This window comes from Solirubrobacter ginsenosidimutans (assembly GCF_027587205.1).
On the sequence record NZ_JAPDOD010000092.1, the window covers coordinates 1 to 17567 of the forward strand.

The window sequence follows — 17567 nt, forward strand, 5'->3', positions numbered from 1 at the left end:
GCTGCACGCCGCCGCGCCGTCGCCGCACGCCGCCCCGCCGTCGTCGCACGACGCCGCGCCGCCCTCGCACGCCGCCACTGCGGCGCCCGCGGCCGCGTCCGGCGTCTCCGCGCCCACCCTCGCCGCGGAGCTCCGCACCCTTGTGGGGTGCGTGTGGCATGTCGTGCGGCGACGGTGCGGCGTCGGGATCGCGTTGACGGCGCTGACATGGGGGCGCGTGGTCGAGGCGGTCGATCCCGCGCCCGCGCCGCCCAGTGCGACCGATCCCGACTACCTGTCCGGCCGTTCGGGCACGCTCGGGCGCCGGACGGCGCTGCTCGGCGCCATGCGTGACCTCCGCGCCGCCGCGAGGGGCGTGCGCGGACGGCTCGCGCTCCACCGTGCCGCCAAGCGCGGGCCGGTGCGCCGTGTCCACGTCGTCGGCGTCGCGCGCGCCGAGAACGTGCGGACCGTCGCGCGGCTGCGGCGCGAGCTCTCCCGCTCGCGCCACACGATCGACCTCCAGCTCGTCGCGCCGAAGCCCGGTGCCGGCAAATGGGCCAACGTCAACGCCGCGCTCGAAGCCGCCCCGCCCACCGGCGCGGACTGGCTGCTGATCGTCGACGACGACGTGGTGCTCCCGCGCGGGTTCCTGGACGTCTTCATCGCCGCCGCCGAAGCGTTCGACTTCGAGCTGGCCCAGCCCGCGCACGCATTCGCCTCGCACGCCGCGTGGGACGTCACGCGCCGCCGCCCCGGCGTCCTCGCCCGCCGCACCCGCTTCGTCGAGATCGGCCCGATCACCGCCGTCTCCGCCCGCGCCGCCGCGGAGCTCCTCCCCTTCCCGGACCTGCGCATGGGCTGGGGGCTCGACGGCGCGTGGAGCGCGCTCGCCGCCGAACACCGCTGGCCGATCGGGATCGTCGACGTGACGCCGATCCGCCACCTGCGCCCCGTCGCCTCCTCCTACCCGCGCGACGCCGCGATCGCCGAGGCGGAGGCCTTCCTCGACGGCCGCGCGTACGTCACCCGCGACGAAGCGGGCGAGACGCTCGCGGAATACCGCGCGCTGCGATGAAGGTCGTCGTCGTCGCCGAGTACTACCCGCGGGCGAACGACCCCGCGCTCGGGGTCTGGGCGCACCGTCAAGCACTCGCCGCGCGCGACGCCGGCGCCGAGGTCGAAGTCGTCGTCCTCCACCGGCCGGTGCCGTCGAAGGCCGCGCTCAGAGCACGCGACCTCAAACAGCTCGTCGCCCCGTTGCGCCAACCGCTGAAGACCACGCGGGACGGGATCGACGTGACGTACGTGCCGTTCGTCGCGCCGCCGCGCCCGCGCTCGTACGCGACCTGGGGCGCATGGGCCGCTCCCACCCTCGCGCTCGTCCTCAGGCGCAAGCGGTTCGACCTCGTCCATGCGCACTACGCCGCACCCGCCGGGGACGCGGTCCGGCGCGCGCGGATCAAGCAGCCCTTGGTGATCAGCGTCCACGGTGGCGACGTCCTCGGCGTCGCCGAGCGCTGGCGCGGCGGCCGCGCCATCGTGCAGGCCGCGTTCGGCGCCGCAACCGTCACGCTCGCCAACTCGAGCGCGATCGCCGACCGCAGCCGCGAGCTTGGCGCAACGAACGTCCGCGTCGTCCACCTCGGCACCGACGTCCCGCCGCCGGCGCACACCGACATCACGACGCTGGTGACGGTCGGCAACCTGATCGCGCGCAAGCGCCACGGCGACGTCCTGCGCGCGCTCTGGCTGCTGCGCGACGAGCACCCGGAACTGCACTACGTGGTCGTGGGCGACGGTCCGGAGCGACCCGCACTCCAAGCACTCGCGCGGTCACTCGGGCTCGCCGAACGGGTCGCCTTCCGCGGCGCGCTGCCGCCCGATCAGGCGCTCACCGTCGCCCGCTGGGGCGGGATCTTCGTGCTGCCGAGCGTCGACGAGGCCTTCGGCGTCGCCTACATCGAGGCGATGGCCGGCGGGATCCCCGCCGTCGGGTCGCGCGGCGAGCCCGGGCCGGAGGAGATCGCGCGCTGCGGCGGCGGCATCCGGCTCGTCGCACCCGGCGACCCCGAGGCGCTCGCGCACGAGCTCCGCACGCTGCTCGAGGACGCCACGTTCCGGCGCGAGGTGGGCGCCGCCGCGCGCGCCAACGTCGTGGAGAACTTCACGTGGGAGCGCTGCGGGCGCGAGACCGTCGCCGCGTACGAAGCCGCGCTCCGATGAAGCCCGTCCTGTTCGTCACCAATCACGCACCGGCGTTCCGGATCCCCGCGTTCAAAGCGCTGCACGAGCGCGAGAACGTCGTCTTCGCGCTGATCGGCGGCGACGTCCGCCACGGCGGCGGAGGAACACGAAGCGAGCTGCCCTTCCCCGCGGTCTTCCCGGAGGAGCGCACGGTCGCGCGGATGGCGGCGAGCGGGAGGTACCGCGCGGTCGTCGCCGGCCTTTCCGGGAAGGTCGCCCTGCCGGCGGCGTACGCGGGTGCCCGGGCGGGGCGGGTCCCGTTCGTCCTTTGGGCGACGATCTGGCGCCACCCGCGCACCCCGGCACACACGCTCTCCTACATCCCGCTCCGTCACATCTACCGCCACGCGGACGCGATCGCCACCTACGGGCCCCACGTCAGCGCATACGTCAACACCAAGCACCCGCACGGCGAGGTCTTCGCAGCCCCGCAGAGCGTCGACGTCGAGTTCTGGACCGCCAAGGCGCAGCCCGAGCGCCACGGCGCCTTTCAGATCCTCTACGCGGGCCGTCTGGAGCGCGAGAAGGGCGTCGACGTCCTCGCCCGCGCCTGGGACGGGCACGGGACGCTCGTGCTCGCGGGCGAAGGGCCGCTCGAAGTCCCCGGAGCACTCAGGCGCGGCAAATGTGAAGCCGCGGATCTGCGCAACCTCTACGCCGGCAGCGACGTTGTGGTCGTACCGTCGGTTCCCACGCGAGACTTTCTCGAGCCGTGGGGGCTCGTCGTCAACGAAGCCTTCCACCAGGGAGTTCCCGTGATCGCCACAGACGCAGTAGGAGCCGCCGCCGGCGGACTCGTGCGCCACGAGCGCACCGGGCTCGTCGTGCCCGCAGGGGATGCCGAAGCGCTCCGGGGAGCGCTCCGCCGCCTTCAGGACGACCCCGCGCTGCGCGCGCAGCTCGGCGCGGCGGGACGCGACGCCGCCGCGGAATACACCCCCGCGGCGTGGGCTGAAGGCATGTCTCAAGCGCTCATCAGCGCAGAAAAGGCCTGCTAGCGTGAACTCGCTGATGCGACGGACCATCTTCCCGGCCCTGTTCGCGGCACTGCTGTTCGCTCCCACGGCTCGCGCGCAAGACAACCTCTCCGCCGGGACGATCAAGCTCCTTCGCGACTGCGCGGACGACAGCATCCTGCAGGGCAACTACACGATTGCGCAGCTGCGCAAGGCGACGACCGAGCTCGGCGCCGACGCGGACGAGTACTCGGACTGCCGCGAGGTCCTGCGGCGGGCGATCACCAAGGCGATCGCGGCGACCAAGACGCCGACCCCCACCCCAACGGCCACCACCGACGGCAGCACCGGCGGCGGTTCGAACGGCGGTGGCGGCGGAAGCGGATCCGGTTCCGGTGGCTCAGGCGGCGGCGGTGGCAGCACCGACACCAGCCAGGCCGAGCAGGACCAGGCGATCCTCAGCGCCCCCAGTTCGCCGCAGGACGCGGCGGCCGTCGGCGCAGCCGCCGCGGACGGCGAGCGGGCGATCAAGGCCGAGCTCGTCCAGCGCTCCCCGGACAAGGCACGCCTGACGGCGTCCGTCGGCCGCAACGACCTGCCCACGACGATGATCGCTGTGCTGGTCCTGATCGCCGCCGCCTTCGTGGCCGCGCTCGTGCCCGTTATCCGGCGACGCCGTGTCTTCCCCTTCCACCCGCGCACGTAGGATCTACGTCCCGCCGCGGCGCGGGCTCCTGATCCCACGCATCGAGCTCCCGATCCCGGGCGGTATCGGGACGATCCTCGGCTTCGGCGTCGCGGCCGCGATCGTGGCCTGCGCATTCGCGGCCAAGGGCGGCACGCAGCTCGAGCGCACGACCTACACGGAGGTCGCGTTCCTGCTGGGCGGCACAGCCCTGTGCGTCGCGGCGCTGCTCCTGCCGCGCCCCGAGCGCACGCCGGCCGTGCTGCGCGGGAGCTGGGTGCTGGTCAGCTTCGCGCTGCTGGCGGTCTTCACCGCGCTCTCGATCAACTGGTCGTTGATGCCCAACGACTCCTGGCTGGAGACGAGCCGCACGCTCTCGTACTTTGCCGTCCTGGCCGGCGGGCTCGCGCTCGGCCGCCTGCGCCCCGGCAGCTGGACCGCGCTGCTGGCCGGGATCGCGATCAGCGCCGTCGCACTCGCCGGCTGGTCGGTCCTGACCAAGGTCTTCCCCTCCGCGTTCGCGACTGAAGAGACGTTCGCGCGGCTGCGACCGCCGTTCGACTATTGGAACAGCGTCGGCCTCGCGGCGGCGCTCGGCGTCCCGGCGCTGCTGTGGCTCGGCTCGCGCCGCTCCGGCCACGCCGCGCTGAACGCGCTGGCGTGGCCCGGCCTCGGGCTGCTGGTCTTGTCGCTGATGCTGGCCGTCTCGCGCGGCGCGCTGCTGGCCGTGGCGATCGGCACCGCGATCTGGCTGATCGTCGTGCCGCTGCGGATGCGCGCCGTGATCCTGATCGGCGGCGTGCTCGTGACGACGCTCCCGCTCGTCGCGTGGGCGTTCGCCCAGGACGGCATCACCGGCGACAACGCCCGGATGGCACTGCGCACCGATGCCGGCCAGGGCTTCGGCGCGCTGCTGCTCCTCCTGCTCGTGACGCTGACGGTCGCCGGCCTCGCCGTCGGCTTCATCTCCGCCGTCAAGCCGCCAGGCCCGCGCGCCCAGGCGCGGGCGACGCGGGTGCTGGTCGGCGCGCTCGCCGTCGTCCCCGCCGTCGCGATCCTGATGCTGGCCAACGCGCCCGGGGGCATCAGCGGCCAGGTCTCCAAGGCCTGGCACCAAGCGACCGACCCGGCGGTCTCCGGCCCCACGAACTCACCCGAGCGCCTGACGGCGACCTCGTCCGGCCGCGCCCGCTACTGGCGCGAGGCGATGAAGATCCACGCGCAGGCCCCGTGGCTCGGGACCGGCGCGGGCTCCTACGGCACGCTGCGGCTGCGCTACCGCCTCGACGGCCGGCAGGTACAGCACGCGCACGGCTACGTCGTGCAGACGCTGGCGGACCTCGGCTGGGTCGGCCTCGCGCTCTCCCTGCTGACCGCGGGCGCGTGGCTGACGTGCGCGGCGCGAACGGTCGGCGTACGGCCGCGCGACCGCGGCCTCCCCTGGGACGCCGAGCGGGTCGGGCTCGCCTCGCTAGCGACGATCGCGATCGTCTTCGGGCTGCACTCGTCTATCGACTGGACGTGGTTCGTCCCCGGCAATGTGCTCCCGGCGCTGCTCTGCGCGGGCTGGGTGGCGTCGCGCGCGACGCTGCGCGAGCGGGTCTCCGGCCTCGAGCAGCCGAACCGCGTCGTGCCGCGGCCTGCGCTCATCGGCGCCGCCGCCGTGGTCTCGCTGATCGGCCTCATCGGCGCCTGGAGCGCCCTGCAGCCGGTCCGCTCCGATCACGCGCAGACGGCGTCGCTGGATCGGCTCGACAAGGGCGAGCTGGCGGCCGCGGCCTCGATCGCCCGGATCGCTCACGACCGCAACCCGCTCTCCGTCGACCCGCTGTTCGACCTGTCCGCGATCGAGCAGGCCTCAGGCCGCAACCCGCAGGCGAAGGCGGCGCTCGACCAGGCGATCGACCTCGAGCCCGCCAACCCGGAGAGCTGGCGCCAGCTCGGGCGGCTCCAGCTCGACGCGCTGAACGACCCCAAGGGCGCGCTGCGCTCCTACCAGATCGCCTACTACCTCGATCCGCGCTCGCCGCAGAGCACGACGGACATCGTCGTCGCCTCCCGGCTAGCGGCGGCGCGCGGCAGCGGCTAGCGACTTTCGGCTGAGCACCGGGCGCACGCGGGCGTCCTCGAAGCCCGCGTGCTCGAGGATCGTCGCCAGCGAGCGGCGGGTGAAGAAGCGCACGTGCTGGCCGAGCGGGTCGAAGTGGGCGTCGAAGCGGGTGAGGGCGATCGCGGCCGCCTGAAAGCGCCCGTGGTAGGGGACGGTGAGCAGGATCCGGCCGTCGCGCTTGAGGACGCGGCGCGCTTCCTGCAGCAGGCCCAGGGCGTCGGGGACGTGCTCGAGGACCTCGCTGCACCAGATCAGGTCGAACTCGCCGTGGGCGAAGGGCAGGGTGCCGTCGGGCTCGACGAGCCGCACCTCGATGCCGGTGGCGGCGCGGGCGCGCTGCGCCGCCGCTTCGGCGATCTCCACGCCGACCGGGTCGGCGTCGGCCTGCTGGAGCGCGGTGAGGAAGGCGCCGGCGCCCGTGCCGAGGTCGAGCACGCGGTCGCCGGGTGAGACCGCGTCGAGCAGCAGCGCCCGCCGGCCCTCCCACTCCCACGGTTCCGGCTCCCGCTCCGGCTCGCCGGCCCAGAACGCCTCATAGAAGTCCCGCACGGCTCATAAGATTGGCGGGCATGTCCGATCGCCGCCTGCCGGGTGCCGATCTCCGCACCCTGCTGCGACCGGCGCTCCCGACGCGTTCGTCGGCGCAAGCCTTGGCGGAGCACTTCATCCCGGCTCTGCTCGCCCCGCGCCCCGGCGCGACCGTCGTCGATCTCGGCTGCGGGCGCGGCGATTCGGTCGACGCGTTCCGCGCCGTCGATCCGTCGGTGCGCTGGATCGGCGTGGAGGTCGGCGACTCCGAGTACGAGACGCGCCCGGACGTCGAGCTGCGGATCTTCGATGGAGTGTCCTTGCCGTTCGAGGACGCGAGCGTCGATCTCGTCTTCTCCAAGCAGGTGCTGGAGCACGTCGAGCGGCCGCACGCGCTGGTCGCCGACGTCGCACGGGTGCTTCGACCGGGCGGCATCTTCACCGGGTCGACCTCGCACCTGGAGCCGTACCACGGCCGCTCGACCCTGAACCTCACGCCCTACGGGATGCTGCGCCTGCTCGACGTCTCGGGCCTGGAGCTCGAGACGATCATGCCGGGGATCGACGGGCCGACGTTGTTCCTGCGCCGGCTGCTGCGCGGGCCGAAGTTCTTCGACCGCTACTGGGCGCGGCGCTCGCCGTTCAACACCGGCGTCGACGCCGTGGCGCGGCTCACCGGGTGGGACGCGGAGGATCGCAACGCCCTGAAGCTCCTGTTCTGTGGGCAGTATTCGTTCGTCGCGCGGCGGCCCGCGCAAGGTTGAAGCCGGCGATCCCGTCGTCGGGGACGCACACGCTCACGACGTTCTTCAGTGCCGGCGCCGCGTCCGCGCCGAGCGTCCTGAGGTAGGCGACGTCGATCTTGCCGGTGCGCTCGTAGCGGTCGAGGTTGTGGTCGGCGATCCGGCGGTCCGGGTCGGCGAGGGCGAACAGGAGCACGGAGGCGGGCGTCGTCGCGACCAGCGCCCGCGGTGAGCGGGTGAGCAGGACGACGACGAAGAGCGCGCCGAGGTAGAGCAGCGCGCCGTGGGCGGCGAGCCGCAGGCGGGTGAAGCCGTAGGTCTCCTCGTACAGGCCGAGGCGCTTGAGGGCCGACGCCAGCACCACCAGCGTGAGCAGGCAGAGCGCGGCGAGCAGGATGCGGTGCGGCTGGGCCCAGCGGCGGGCCGCGCCGAGCACGGCGAAGGTGAGCGCGGCCACGGTCAGCAGCTGCGCGAAGCCCGAGCGGGCGTACTCGGCGTAGGTCAGCCCGGTGGTCTGCAGGACGTGCTGGTCGCCGCCGAAGAGGGTCGCCGCCTGCAGCGCGACGAACGCGGCGAAGAGGCCGACGAGCGCGCCGACCGCCATGTTGGACTCGACGGCCCCGAGCCTGACGGTCGCCGGCATCGGCGGCGCCTGTGGCGGTCGTAGGCGGGCGTGCAGCAGCGCCCCGCCGAGCGCGACGAACAGGGTGAGCACCAGCGCGCGCTCGATCAGCTCCCCGCCGTCCCAGCCCGTCGGCACGAGGTTCTCGAGGATCTGCGCGAACGCCGCGTCGGCGCTCATCAGCAGCGGGACGAACAGCGCCAGCAGCGCGGCAGCGAGCGCAGCCCCGCGGGCGGCGGCGCCCGCCGGGCGCAGGGAGACACCCCGCGTGGCGGCCCTCGTCGCGAGGAACGGCCCGAGCGGCACCCGCGCTGCCAGCGCGGCCAGCCCGGCGCTCAATTGCCCCCAGCGCCGCCCGCCCGTCACGGCGAGCGACGCCATCGCGGCGGAGGCGAACAGCGCGGGCACAACCACCCACGGCGCCGCCCGCAGCACCGGCACGAGCGCCAGTCCGCCCGCGAGCGCCCACCACACCCGCACCCACCGGTCCTGCGCGGGCGGCTCAGCTTCCCGAAGGTCGGTCGTTGGCACGGTGGCCGGCCGCCGCACCCGCGCCGAGATCGCACCCAGCGCGAACAGCACCACCACGACTCCGAGCCCGAGCGCCTCGCCGAGCAACGTCGCCCCCGCGACCACCCCGACGAGCACCACCGCCCGCCCCGCCCACACGGGCGTCACCGCACCCACCCCGGCCAACCCACTCCCGGCCGGCGGCCTACTCGCCCCATCCTTGTATCCCACATGTATACCTGGGTCAGACCCCTGTGTACCGCTGGGATCCATGTTGTATACCGGGGACTGTCCCCGGTATACGACTTGCATCCAAGGGGAGGGGGCGGCGCCCGTTTCGGGCGTGGCTGACTGCTCCGGCGGCTGGTGGGCGGCCGGATCGTGCGGGTGTGGGTCGGTCATCTCGGGAGCTCCACGACGACGCGGCAGCCGTGTGGCTCCCGCTCGCGGACGGCGATCGTGCCGCCGTGGGCGTCGACGATCCAGCGGGCGATGGCGAGGCCGAGGCCGGTGCCTCCGTCTCGCGCGGCTCGCGCTGCGTCGACGCGGTGAAAGCGTTCGAAGACCCGCTCGGCTTCGGCGACCGGGATGCCCGGGCCTTCGTCGGCGACCTCGATCGTGGTCACGCCGTCGGTGGCGGCGTGGGCGCTCAGCCACACGCGGCCGTCGGTGGGTGAGTGGCGGACCGCGTTCTCCAGCAGGTTGTTGATCACCTGGTGCATGCGCTCGACGTCTCCCACCGCGCGCAGGTCACCCGGTTGGACGCTCACGCGCAGCCACACGGGGCGCGTCGTGAAGCTCTCGCCGAGCTCGCACTCGCGGGTCGCCTGCTCGAGCAGCGGGCGCACCGGGAACGGCGCGGGACGCAGCGCCAGCGCGCCGCTCTCCAGTCGCGACAGGTCGAGCAGTTGCTGCACGAGCCGGCCGAGGCGCTCGGTCTGGATCAGCGCGGTCCGCAACGCGGCGGGATCCGGCGGCTCGACGCCGTCGACGAGGTTCTCGAGCAGCGCCTGGAGCGCACCGATAGGCGTGCGCAGCTCATGCGAGACGTTGGCGACGAGGTCGCGGCGCATCCGGTCGACGTCGGCCAGCTCGGCCGCCATCGCGTTGAACGCGCGCGCCAGCTCACCCACCTCGTCGCGCGAGGTCGCGGTCACCCGCCGCCCGTAGTCGCCGCGTGCCATCGCCGAGGCCGCCGCCGCCATCTCGCGCAGCGGCGACGTCATCCCGCGCGCCAGCACCTGCACGATCACGAGCGCGATCGCCGCGGCGACCGCGGTCCGCAGCTCCAGCGACCAGCCGAGACGGAACCCGATCGCCAGCACGATCACCGTGCCCGCGACCGTCGCCACGATCACCACGCCGAGCTTGACCTTGATCGACTGCAGCCGGTCCAGCGGCCTCATCGCCCCGCCTCCAGCGCGTAGCCGACGCCGTGCACGGTGCGAACGAGATCGGAGCCGAGCTTGCGGCGCAGCCCGCGCACGTGGGAGTCCACCGTGCGCTGGCCGGAGCCGTCGCGCCAGCCCCACACCTCGGCGAGCAGTTGCTCGCGCGAGAACACCACGCCCGGCCGCGCCGCCAGCAGCGCCAGCAGGTCGAACTCCGTCGGCGTGAGGTGCACGATCTCCCCGTTCGCGCGCACCAACCGCGCCGCGGGGTCGATCTCCAGCGCGCCGAGCAGAACCACGTCGCCGGGAGGCGCGGGCCGCCGCTCGACCCGTCGCAGCAGCGCCCGGATCCGCGCCACCAGCTCGCGCGGCGAGAACGGCTTGGTCACATAGTCGTCGGCGCCGACGGCGAGCCCGACCAGCAGGTCAGCCTCTTCCGCCCGCGCCGTCAGCATCAGCACCGGCACGGCCCGGTCGCGCTGCACCCGCCGGCACACTTCCAGCCCGTCCAGGCCGGGCAGCATCAGGTCGAGCACCACCAGGTCAGGACGCACGCGGTCACACAGCGCGACGCCGGCGTGCCCGTCATGCGCGACCTCGACGACGAACCCTTCGGCCCGCAGCCGGGCGGCGACGGCGGAGGCGATGACCTCTTCGTCCTCGATGACGCAGATCAGTTGCCCGTTCACTGCCGCTGAGTGTGTCACCGCGATATGGGAGCGGGTGACGGATGCTGTGGCGATTCTGTGCAGGTTCAGCCGCGATTCGCGGCGAGCCGCTCCAGCCACTCGTCGAGCAGATGGCGCTCGCCCTCGCTGAGCGACGGCGTGGCCTCCGGCAGCACCGCGCGCAGCGTGATCGCCGCCGTCGCCGGGCTCGGGCTCTCCAGCACCGGGGACTCGGTGGTGATGGCGGCGAGCACGGCCTCGCGCGCCGTGTCCGACAGCGCCAGGTCGCGGGCGTCCTCGGGCATCGCCAGCAGCGCGAGGACCGTGCCGAGCCCGGCCGCGTGCACCAGGTCGACCGCCCGCCGCTCACTGACGCGGAGCCGGCCGGCGGCCGCGATCCGGTGGACATGGCGCTCCAGCACCTCCAGGCCCGCCGTGGCGGCGCGCGACACCACCCCCGGATGAGGGTCGCCGTGCATCAGCGCGTAGATCGCCGGGTTGGCCAGGCCGAACCCGATATGCAGATCCCATCCCGCCCGTAGGTCCTCGACCGGGTCCGGGCCGGGTTCCCGGAGCGACTTGTCCTGCACATAGCTCGCGAGGCGCTGCTCCGCGACCGCCTCGAGCAGGCCGCGCTTGTCGCCGAAGAGGCGGTAGATCGTCGGCGCCTGCACTCCCGCGGCCGCTGCGACCGCCCGGGTGGTGAGCGCGTCGCGACCGCCGGCCGCGAGGAGATCGGCGGCCGCCGTGACGATCCGCGCCCGCACGTCGAGTTCGACCATCGCTACCGATGCTAACACCCACTTGTTATCGTTGCATTTCCAGCGATACGCAACAACGCGTATCACCGTTATCAGGAGATTCGCGATGATCGTAATCACCGGAGCCACCGGCCAGCTCGGCCAGGGCATCGCCGAACGGCTGCTCGAGCGTGTACCCGCCGCCAAGATCGGCGTCAGCGTCCGCACCCCCGAGAACGCCCGCGCCCTCCGTGAGCGCGGCGTCCGCGTCCGCCAGGCCGACTACGACGACGCCGCAAGCCTGCGCCACGCCTTCGAGGGAGCGTCGACCGTCCTGATCGTCTCGGCGAGCACCCACGGCGTCCAAGCGCTCCGCCAGCACCAGACCGCAATCGACGCGGCTCGCGCCGCGGGCGTCCAGCGCATCGTCTACACCAGCCACATGGGCGTCGGCGCCTCGTCCGCGTTCGTGCCGATGGTCGACCACGCCGCGACCGAGGAGCGGCTCCACGCGTCGAACGTGGCGTTCACCTCGCTGCGCAACGGTTTCTACACCGCGAGTGGCCTCATGTTCATGGGCCAGGCGCTGCAGACGGGCAAGCTGATCGCGCCGGAGGACGGCCCGGTCTCCTGGACCGCCCACGCCGACCTGGCGGAGGCAGCGGCGATCGCCCTCACCGACGCGACAAGCCTCGACGGTCTGACGGCACCGCTCACCGCCTCCGAGGCGCTCGACCTCGCCGACATCGCCGCGGTCGCGAGCGAGGTCACCGGGCGCGAGATCACGCGCGTCACGATCAGCGACGACGAGTACCGGGCAGGCATGGTCGCGCGCGGCGTGCCCGAAGCCCAGGCGGACCTCCTCCTCGGCGTGTTCGCGGCCAGTCGCCGGGGCGAGTTCGCCGCCGTCGACCCGACCCTCGAGCAGCTGCTCGGACGCGCGCCGACGTCCGTGCGAGACGTCATCGCGGCGGCCGAGTAGGCCACAATCCCGCGGGTGAAGCTGACACTGATCCGGTCCGCGACGCTGCGGATCGAGTACGCGGGACACACGATCCTGGTCGATCCGCAGCTCGATCCCGCCGGCGCGCGCGAGGCCGTGCCCAATACGCCGAACCCGCGCCCCACCCCGCTGGGCGATCTCCCGATGCCGCCGCAGCAGGTGCTCGAGGGCGTCGACACGGTCCTCGTCACCCACCTGCACCGGGATCACTTCGATGACACCGCGCGCGAGTTGCTCGATCGTGACCTGCCGCTGTTCTGCCAGCCGCCGGACACGGAACGCCTGCACGCGGACGGCTTCACCGACGCCCGCCCCGTGCACGGCGACGCGACGCTCGGGGACATCCTGATCGCGCGCACCGAGGGGCAGCACGGCACGGGGGAGATCGGCGAGCAGATGGCGCCGGTGTCGGGATTCGTGCTCGTCGCGCCCGAGGAGCCGACCGTCTACATCGCGGGCGACACGATCCTCTGCGACGAGGTCCGGGCCGCGATCGGCGAGTACCGGCCCGACGTCATCGTCGTCAACGCCAGCGCCGCGCAGTTCAACGTGGGCGGGCCGATCGTGATGGACAACGACGACGTCGCGACCTTGGCGGCCGAGAACCCCGACCGGACGATCGTCGCCGTGCACTTCGAGACCGTGTCGCACAGCACGCAGACGCGAGCGGACCTGCGCGCGCTGAACCTCCCGAACGTCAAGGTCCCCGACGACGGGGAGACGGTGCTCTAGAAGGCGCCGCGCCGCGAGAACACGGCGGGGATGGTCTTCAGGAGGATCGCGAGGTCGAGGCCCACCGACCAGCGCTCCAGGTACAGGAAGTCCAGCCGGACGAGATCGTCGAAGTCGAGCTCGGAGCGGCCGGAGATCTGCCACAGGCCGGTGATGCCGGGGAGCACGAGGTAGCGCTTCTTGTGCCAGTCGTCGAGCATGTCGAAGTCGCGCTGCGGCAGCGGCCGCGGCCCGACGAGCGACATCTGCCCGCGCAGGACGTTGATCAGCTGCGGCAGCTCGTCGAGCGAGTAGTTGCGCAGCACGCGCCCGACCCTCGTCACCCGCGGGTCCATGCGGATCTTGAACAGCGCGCCCGAGCCTTCGTTGAACTGCTCGAGCTCCTGCTGGCGCTCGTCGGCGTCGGTGAACATCGTCCGGAACTTCAGGCACGCGAATGGCTCACCGCCGATGCCCGGGCGGAAGGAGCGGTAGATGATCGGGCCGCGCGAGGACAGCCGCACACCCAGCGCGATCACGGCCAGCAGTGGCGACAGGATCAGCAGCAGGAACGCCGACACCACGATGTCGAAGGTGCGTTTGAGGAAGAAGTCGACGCCGTCGAACACCGGCGGGCGCAGCTCGAACAGCGGCACCGACGCGCCGGGCACGAACTCCGCGCGCTGGACGAGGATCTCCATCGTCGAGGGCGCGATCCGCACGGTCACGCCGCGCTGATGGCAGGTGTCCACGAGCTCCACGGCGCGCTCCTGCGGGAAGTCCGGGTCGGCGATGATCACTTCCTGGATCCGGTAGACGTCGAGCACGCGTGCGACGTCCTCGATCCGCCCGAGCGAGCGCAGCCCGTTGTCCGGGCGTGGCGTCAAGGAGATGAAGCCGACCATCTCGACCGGCGCGTGCACCTCGTCGGTCAGCGCGTGCGCGACGTCCTCGATGTGACGGCCGGAGCCGACCAGCACGGCACGCCGGCGATACCCCGCGGCCCGCAGCAGCGCGCCGGTAGCCGCCTCGTACCCCCAGCGTGCCGAGCCGAGGATGGCGACCGCGAAGACGAACGTGCCGTAGAAGATGTAGTAGCTCGAGTACTGCTGGTCGTTGACCAGCGCGAAGATCAGCGAGACGACCGTGACCTGGAAGAGCGAGGAGACGATCCGCGCCAGGCCGGGCCGTTGCGCGCGCTCGGCGTAGAGGCCGGAGCGGGCGAACAGGAGCACGGTCACCAGGTAGGCGAACGCGATCGTGCGCCGCGCCTCCTCGAACGAGATGCTCCACGCCCACTCGCCGTGGCGCAGGACCGACTTGACCATCAGCGCCACGACGAGCGCGGCGAGCAGCCCGGCGAAGTCCAGCACCAGCAGCGAGACGACCCGCGTGCCCTTGCGCAACGTCTCCATCCGGAGCAGGAACGAGAGCGCGGGCGGCCGCTTGCGGCGAACGTCGACCGAGGGCAGCACAACGGGCTCGCGCGCAGGGGCGGGCGAGCGCTGCGTCGGCGGCTCGGGAATCTGGGTTGAGGCTTCGGCCACTGTCTCTGACTGCCTCAACGGGCGGCGGGTGAGGATGTCGCGCGGTTTCGTGTTCTGAGCTCTAAGCGGGCTGCGCGCCCATGAGCGCAGCGGTGCCGGCGGTTTCCAGCGTGCGCCGCAGGCCGTCACGCAGTTCCACGGTCGGTTCCCAGCCGAGCAGCTCGCGTGCGAGTGAGATGTCCGGCTGACGGACTTGCGGATCGTCGGTGGGCAGCGCCTCGAAGACGATCTCCGAGCGCGACCCGGTGACGTCGATCACGGCCTGCGCCAGTTCAAGCAGCGTGAACTCGTTCGGGTTGCCGATGTTGACCGGCTGATGGATCCCCGACTCGGCGAGGCGGATGATCCCGTCGATCAGATCGCTGACGTAACAGAACGAGCGGGTCTGCGAACCGGTGCCGAAGACGGTGATCGGCCGGTCCTGCAGCGCCTGGCGCATGAAGGTCGGGATCGCGCGGCCGTCATGCGGTCGCATCCGGGGCCCGTAGGTGTTGAAGATCCGCACGATCGCGGTGTCTACGCCCTGCTGCCGGTGGTAGGCCATCGTCAGCGCCTCCGCGTACCGCTTGGCCTCGTCGTAGACGCCGCGCGGCCCGATCGGGTTCACGTGGCCCCAATATGACTCGGGCTGCGGATGGACCTGCGGGTCGCCGTAGACCTCGCTGGTGCTGGCGGTCAGGAAGCGCGCGCGGTGCAGCTTGGCCAGGCCCAGCGCATGATGGGTCCCGTAGGAGCCGACCTTGAGCGTGTGCAGCGGCAGCCGCAGGTAGTCGATCGGCGACGCGGGCGACGCGAAGTGAAAGACGAAGTCGACCGCCTCGTCGACGAAGAACGGCTGCGTGACGTCCTTGTGCACGAAGACGAAGTCCGCCCCGCGCAGGTGATGGATATTGGCCAGCGACCCGGTATCGAAGTTGTCGACGCAGATCACACGGTGACCGCGCGCCAACAGCGCATCGCACAGATGCGAGCCGAGAAAACCGCTGCCACCGGTGACTAGGCAGGTGGCCATGTGCGCGGCAGGATAGCCAGACGGCTATCCGCGGGCCGCCTTAAGCACCTTCTTCGTAACGTGCACGTGCAGCACGAACGTCCCATTCGGGCGCTTCTCCGCGAGTCCTGCCACGTAGAGACGCTTGCACACGACGGGACATTTCTTGCACCGCGGGCGGCTCTTGCAACAGCGTTTCTTGGGCTTGACGACTTTGGGCACCCTAAGAAGCGGTATAGCATCACGGCCCTATGGCCGCAGACGCCTTCGTCACATTGCTGAATGAGCAGATCGCCCACGAGTACGCCGCGCACCAGCAGTACGTCGCGTGTGCCGTGTACTACGACGCCGAGACGCTCCCGCAACTCGCGCGCTTCTTCTACGCGCAGGCACTCGAGGAGCGCGACCACGCGATGATGATGGTCCAGTACCTCATCGACGCCGACGCGGACGTCGTCATCCCCGGCGTCGCGGCGCCCAAGGTGGCGTTCCAGGACATCGTCGAACCGGTGGCGCTCGCGCTCGACCAGGAGAAGCGGGTGACGGCGCAGATCAACGCGCTCGCCGGCTGCGCCCGCGCCGAGGCCGACTACACCTCCGAGCAGTTCATGCAGTGGTTCATCAAGGAGCAGGTCGAGGAGGTCGCGACCATGTCCGACCTGCTGCGCGTCGTCGAGCGCTCGCGCGACGACGTCATGGAGGTCGAGAACTACATGGCGCGCGAGCAGTCGGGCAGCGAGAGCACCGACCCGACCGCACCGAAGCCCGCCGGCGCTTGACCTCGGTCTCCTCGGCGCTGCGGGCCGCCGCGGCGCCGGTGTGGGACGCGTCGCTCGCGCACCCCTTCGTCCGCGGGCTCGGCGACGGGACGCTGGACGAGACCGCGTTCCGCTCCTACATCCGTCAGGACTACCGGTTCCTGATCGACTACGCGCGCCTGCTGTCACTGGGCGCCGCGCGAGCCCCGCGGGTGGAGTGGATGCGGCGCTTCGCGGGGCTGGCGTCCTCGGTGCTGGAGATCGAGCTGTCGCTGCACCGGGCGTTCGCGGGACGCTGGGGCGTGTCGATCGCGGAACTCGAGTCCGAGCGCGCGGCTCCGGCCACCGCCGCGTACGCCGACTTCCTGCTGCGCGTCGCGTCGTTGGGCGACTTCGCCGAGCTCTGCGCGGCGGTCGCACCGTGCATGTGGGGCTACGCGGAGATCGGCGTCGCCCTGGCCGCATCCGCGACCTCGGACCGCTACGCCGAATGGATCGACATGTACGCGAGCGCCGAGTTCGGCGAGCTGGCCGCGTGGTCGCGCTCGCTGCTGGACGAGGTCGACGGCGACGTGGAGCGCATGACCGAGGCGTTCGTCACGTCTTCCGAGCACGAGCTCAGGTTCTGGGACGCCGCCGCAGCACCCGCCCCTCGCCCCGCCGCAGGGTGACCTTCGTCGCGTCGAAGTGCTCGAGATAGGCCTGCGCGTACTTGCGTGAGGTATTGAGCGCGTCGCGGAGCTGGGCGAGCGTGATCTGGCCGTCGCGTTCGATGATCTCGACCACGAGGTCGTGGACCTCGTCGAGCGCGTCGGGGTGGACGTGCATCGACGGGCCGAGGCGGATCGCGCGGCCGTGCTCGCGCAGCGCGGCGAGCAGTTCCGGGTCCTCGTCGAGCGGGGGTTCGTGGCCGGCCTGGACGAGGCGGGCTTCGAGCTCGAGCGCGCGAGGGTCCAGCGGCGCGCGCTCGGGTCTTGGCGCCGGGCGAGCCGGAGCGGCCTCGGGTTCGGGCTCCCCGCGCTCGAGGCGGGTGAGCCGGGCGAGCAGGTCGCGGCTCGGCCCGTGCCGGCGCGGGTCGGGGTCGAGCACCACGCCGCCGCCGAGCGTGTCGGGTGGAGCCAGGCTGCGGATGACGAGACGGTCGCCGCCCGCGGGCACGATCGGCTCCTCGAGGCGCAGTTGGAAGAACCGCCCGCCGAGCTCTACGAGCCGCGCCGCCGACTCCCGCGTCCCGTGATGGACCCCGACCCGCGCGCCGCTTTCGGGCCGCGAGTCGGGGGTCGCCCACGTGAGCGCGACGTCCACGCGGAACGTTGCGCGGAGTGGAGCCGGCGCCGCGGGGCGCGCGCCCGCCGCGCCGCCGCCGCCCGCCGCGCCA

18 protein-coding genes are annotated in these 17567 nt (G+C 72.4%); 10 read left to right on the forward strand and 8 right to left on the reverse strand.

Annotation, left to right across the window (positions count from 1 at the left end; all coding sequences use genetic code 11):
* From OM076_RS43260 to OM076_RS43280, 5 genes are all read left to right on the forward strand, one after another.
* Positions 1-1057: glycosyltransferase family protein (locus OM076_RS43260; RefSeq protein ID WP_270046438.1), on the forward strand; the 1057-nt coding region annotated here is incomplete at its 5' end.
* Positions 1054-2205 (forward strand): glycosyltransferase, encoded by a 1152-nt coding sequence (locus tag OM076_RS43265; protein ID WP_270046439.1) that lies wholly within the window; start codon positions 1054-1056, stop codon positions 2203-2205. The genes OM076_RS43260 and OM076_RS43265, both read left to right, overlap by 4 nt.
* Positions 2202-3224, forward strand: coding sequence for a glycosyltransferase family 4 protein (locus OM076_RS43270; RefSeq protein WP_270046440.1), 1023 nt, complete (start codon positions 2202-2204; stop codon positions 3222-3224). The genes OM076_RS43265 and OM076_RS43270 overlap by 4 nt, the downstream gene beginning before the upstream one ends.
* Positions 3225-3237: 13 nt before the next feature.
* Positions 3238-3888 carry a hypothetical protein gene (locus tag OM076_RS43275; RefSeq protein WP_270046441.1) on the forward strand — a complete coding sequence of 217 codons (651 nt, stop codon included), beginning with the start codon at positions 3238-3240 and terminating at the stop codon, positions 3886-3888.
* A complete protein-coding gene (locus OM076_RS43280) occupies positions 3860-5956 on the forward strand; it encodes an O-antigen ligase family protein (protein ID WP_270046442.1) in 2097 nt (698 codons plus the stop codon). The genes OM076_RS43275 and OM076_RS43280 overlap by 29 nt, the downstream gene beginning before the upstream one ends.
* On the opposite strand, the gene OM076_RS43285 is transcribed toward OM076_RS43280, so the two are convergent.
* A complete protein-coding gene (locus tag OM076_RS43285; protein ID WP_270046443.1) occupies positions 5930-6526 on the reverse strand; it encodes a class I SAM-dependent methyltransferase in 597 nt (198 codons plus the stop codon). The two genes, OM076_RS43280 and OM076_RS43285, sit on opposite strands and share 27 nt — an antisense overlap.
* A 20-nt stretch (positions 6527-6546) precedes the next feature.
* Between OM076_RS43285 and OM076_RS43290 the strand changes: the two genes are divergently transcribed.
* Positions 6547-7269, forward strand: coding sequence for a methyltransferase domain-containing protein (locus OM076_RS43290; protein ID WP_270046444.1), 723 nt, complete (start codon positions 6547-6549; stop codon positions 7267-7269).
* Here OM076_RS43290 and OM076_RS46630 read toward each other — a convergent pair.
* The 4 genes from OM076_RS46630 to OM076_RS43310 form a co-directional block, all read right to left on the reverse strand.
* A complete protein-coding gene (locus OM076_RS46630; protein ID WP_270046445.1) occupies positions 7178-8557 on the reverse strand; it encodes a DUF4153 domain-containing protein in 1380 nt (459 codons plus the stop codon). The two genes, OM076_RS43290 and OM076_RS46630, sit on opposite strands and share 92 nt — an antisense overlap.
* Positions 8558-8778: 221 nt before the next feature.
* The gene (locus tag OM076_RS43300) at positions 8779-9786 is read right to left on the reverse strand and encodes a sensor histidine kinase (RefSeq protein ID WP_270046446.1); all 1008 of its coding nucleotides are present in this window, start codon (positions 9784-9786) and stop codon (positions 8779-8781) included.
* Complete coding sequence (locus OM076_RS43305; RefSeq protein WP_270046447.1) at positions 9783-10460, reverse strand: response regulator transcription factor; 678 nt, start codon at positions 10458-10460, stop codon at positions 9783-9785. Before OM076_RS43305 ends, OM076_RS43300 begins: the two co-directional genes overlap by 4 nt.
* Before the next feature lie 65 nt (positions 10461-10525).
* Positions 10526-11221 carry a TetR/AcrR family transcriptional regulator gene (locus tag OM076_RS43310; protein WP_270046448.1) on the reverse strand — a complete coding sequence of 232 codons (696 nt, stop codon included), beginning with the start codon at positions 11219-11221 and terminating at the stop codon, positions 10526-10528.
* Positions 11222-11306: 85 nt separating this feature from the next.
* Between OM076_RS43310 and OM076_RS43315 the strand changes: the two genes are divergently transcribed.
* Together OM076_RS43315 and OM076_RS43320 are read left to right on the forward strand one after the other, a co-directional pair.
* The gene (locus tag OM076_RS43315; RefSeq protein WP_270046449.1) at positions 11307-12161 is read left to right on the forward strand and encodes an SDR family oxidoreductase; all 855 of its coding nucleotides are present in this window, start codon (positions 11307-11309) and stop codon (positions 12159-12161) included.
* Positions 12162-12176: 15 nt separating this feature from the next.
* Positions 12177-12914: an MBL fold metallo-hydrolase gene (locus OM076_RS43320; RefSeq protein WP_270046450.1), complete on the forward strand. Its 738-nt coding sequence runs from the start codon at positions 12177-12179 to the stop codon at positions 12912-12914.
* On the opposite strand, the gene OM076_RS43325 is transcribed toward OM076_RS43320, so the two are convergent.
* Positions 12911-14440, reverse strand: a complete 1530-nt coding sequence (locus OM076_RS43325; RefSeq protein ID WP_270046451.1) for a sugar transferase — start codon at positions 14438-14440, stop codon at positions 12911-12913. The two genes, OM076_RS43320 and OM076_RS43325, sit on opposite strands and share 4 nt — an antisense overlap.
* A gap of 61 nt (positions 14441-14501) precedes the next feature.
* A complete protein-coding gene (locus OM076_RS43330) occupies positions 14502-15452 on the reverse strand; it encodes a UDP-glucuronic acid decarboxylase family protein (RefSeq protein ID WP_270046452.1) in 951 nt (316 codons plus the stop codon).
* Positions 15453-15682: 230 nt separating this feature from the next.
* Between OM076_RS43330 and OM076_RS43335 the strand changes: the two genes are divergently transcribed.
* Together OM076_RS43335 and tenA are read left to right on the forward strand one after the other, a co-directional pair.
* Positions 15683-16210: a ferritin gene (locus OM076_RS43335; RefSeq protein ID WP_270046453.1), complete on the forward strand. Its 528-nt coding sequence runs from the start codon at positions 15683-15685 to the stop codon at positions 16208-16210.
* Positions 16207-16860: a thiaminase II gene (tenA, locus tag OM076_RS43340; RefSeq protein ID WP_270046454.1), complete on the forward strand. Its 654-nt coding sequence runs from the start codon at positions 16207-16209 to the stop codon at positions 16858-16860. The genes OM076_RS43335 and tenA overlap by 4 nt, the downstream gene beginning before the upstream one ends.
* Here tenA and OM076_RS43345 read toward each other — a convergent pair.
* On the reverse strand, positions 16808-17567 hold a 760-nt coding region (locus tag OM076_RS43345; protein ID WP_270046455.1), incomplete at its 5' end, for a selenocysteine-specific translation elongation factor. The two genes, tenA and OM076_RS43345, sit on opposite strands and share 53 nt — an antisense overlap.

Bases quoted from the DNA above. Each gene is read 5' to 3' on its own strand.
- OM076_RS43275 (WP_270046441.1), top strand. From the start codon at position 3,238: ATGCGACGGACCATCTTCCCGGCCCTGTTCGCGGCACTGCTGTTCGCT.
- OM076_RS43315 (WP_270046449.1), top strand. From the start codon at position 11,307: ATGATCGTAATCACCGGAGCCACCGGCCAGCTCGGCCAGGGCATCGCC.
- OM076_RS43265 (WP_270046439.1), top strand. From the start codon at position 1,054: ATGAAGGTCGTCGTCGTCGCCGAGTACTACCCGCGGGCGAACGACCCC.
- OM076_RS43300 (WP_270046446.1), bottom strand. From the start codon at position 9,786: ATGAGGCCGCTGGACCGGCTGCAGTCGATCAAGGTCAAGCTCGGCGTG.
- OM076_RS43270 (WP_270046440.1), top strand. From the start codon at position 2,202: ATGAAGCCCGTCCTGTTCGTCACCAATCACGCACCGGCGTTCCGGATC.
- OM076_RS43290 (WP_270046444.1), top strand. From the start codon at position 6,547: ATGTCCGATCGCCGCCTGCCGGGTGCCGATCTCCGCACCCTGCTGCGA.
- OM076_RS43310 (WP_270046448.1), bottom strand. From the start codon at position 11,221: ATGGTCGAACTCGACGTGCGGGCGCGGATCGTCACGGCGGCCGCCGAT.
- OM076_RS43330 (WP_270046452.1), bottom strand. From the start codon at position 15,452: ATGGCCACCTGCCTAGTCACCGGTGGCAGCGGTTTTCTCGGCTCGCAT.
- OM076_RS43335 (WP_270046453.1), top strand. From the start codon at position 15,683: ATGGCCGCAGACGCCTTCGTCACATTGCTGAATGAGCAGATCGCCCAC.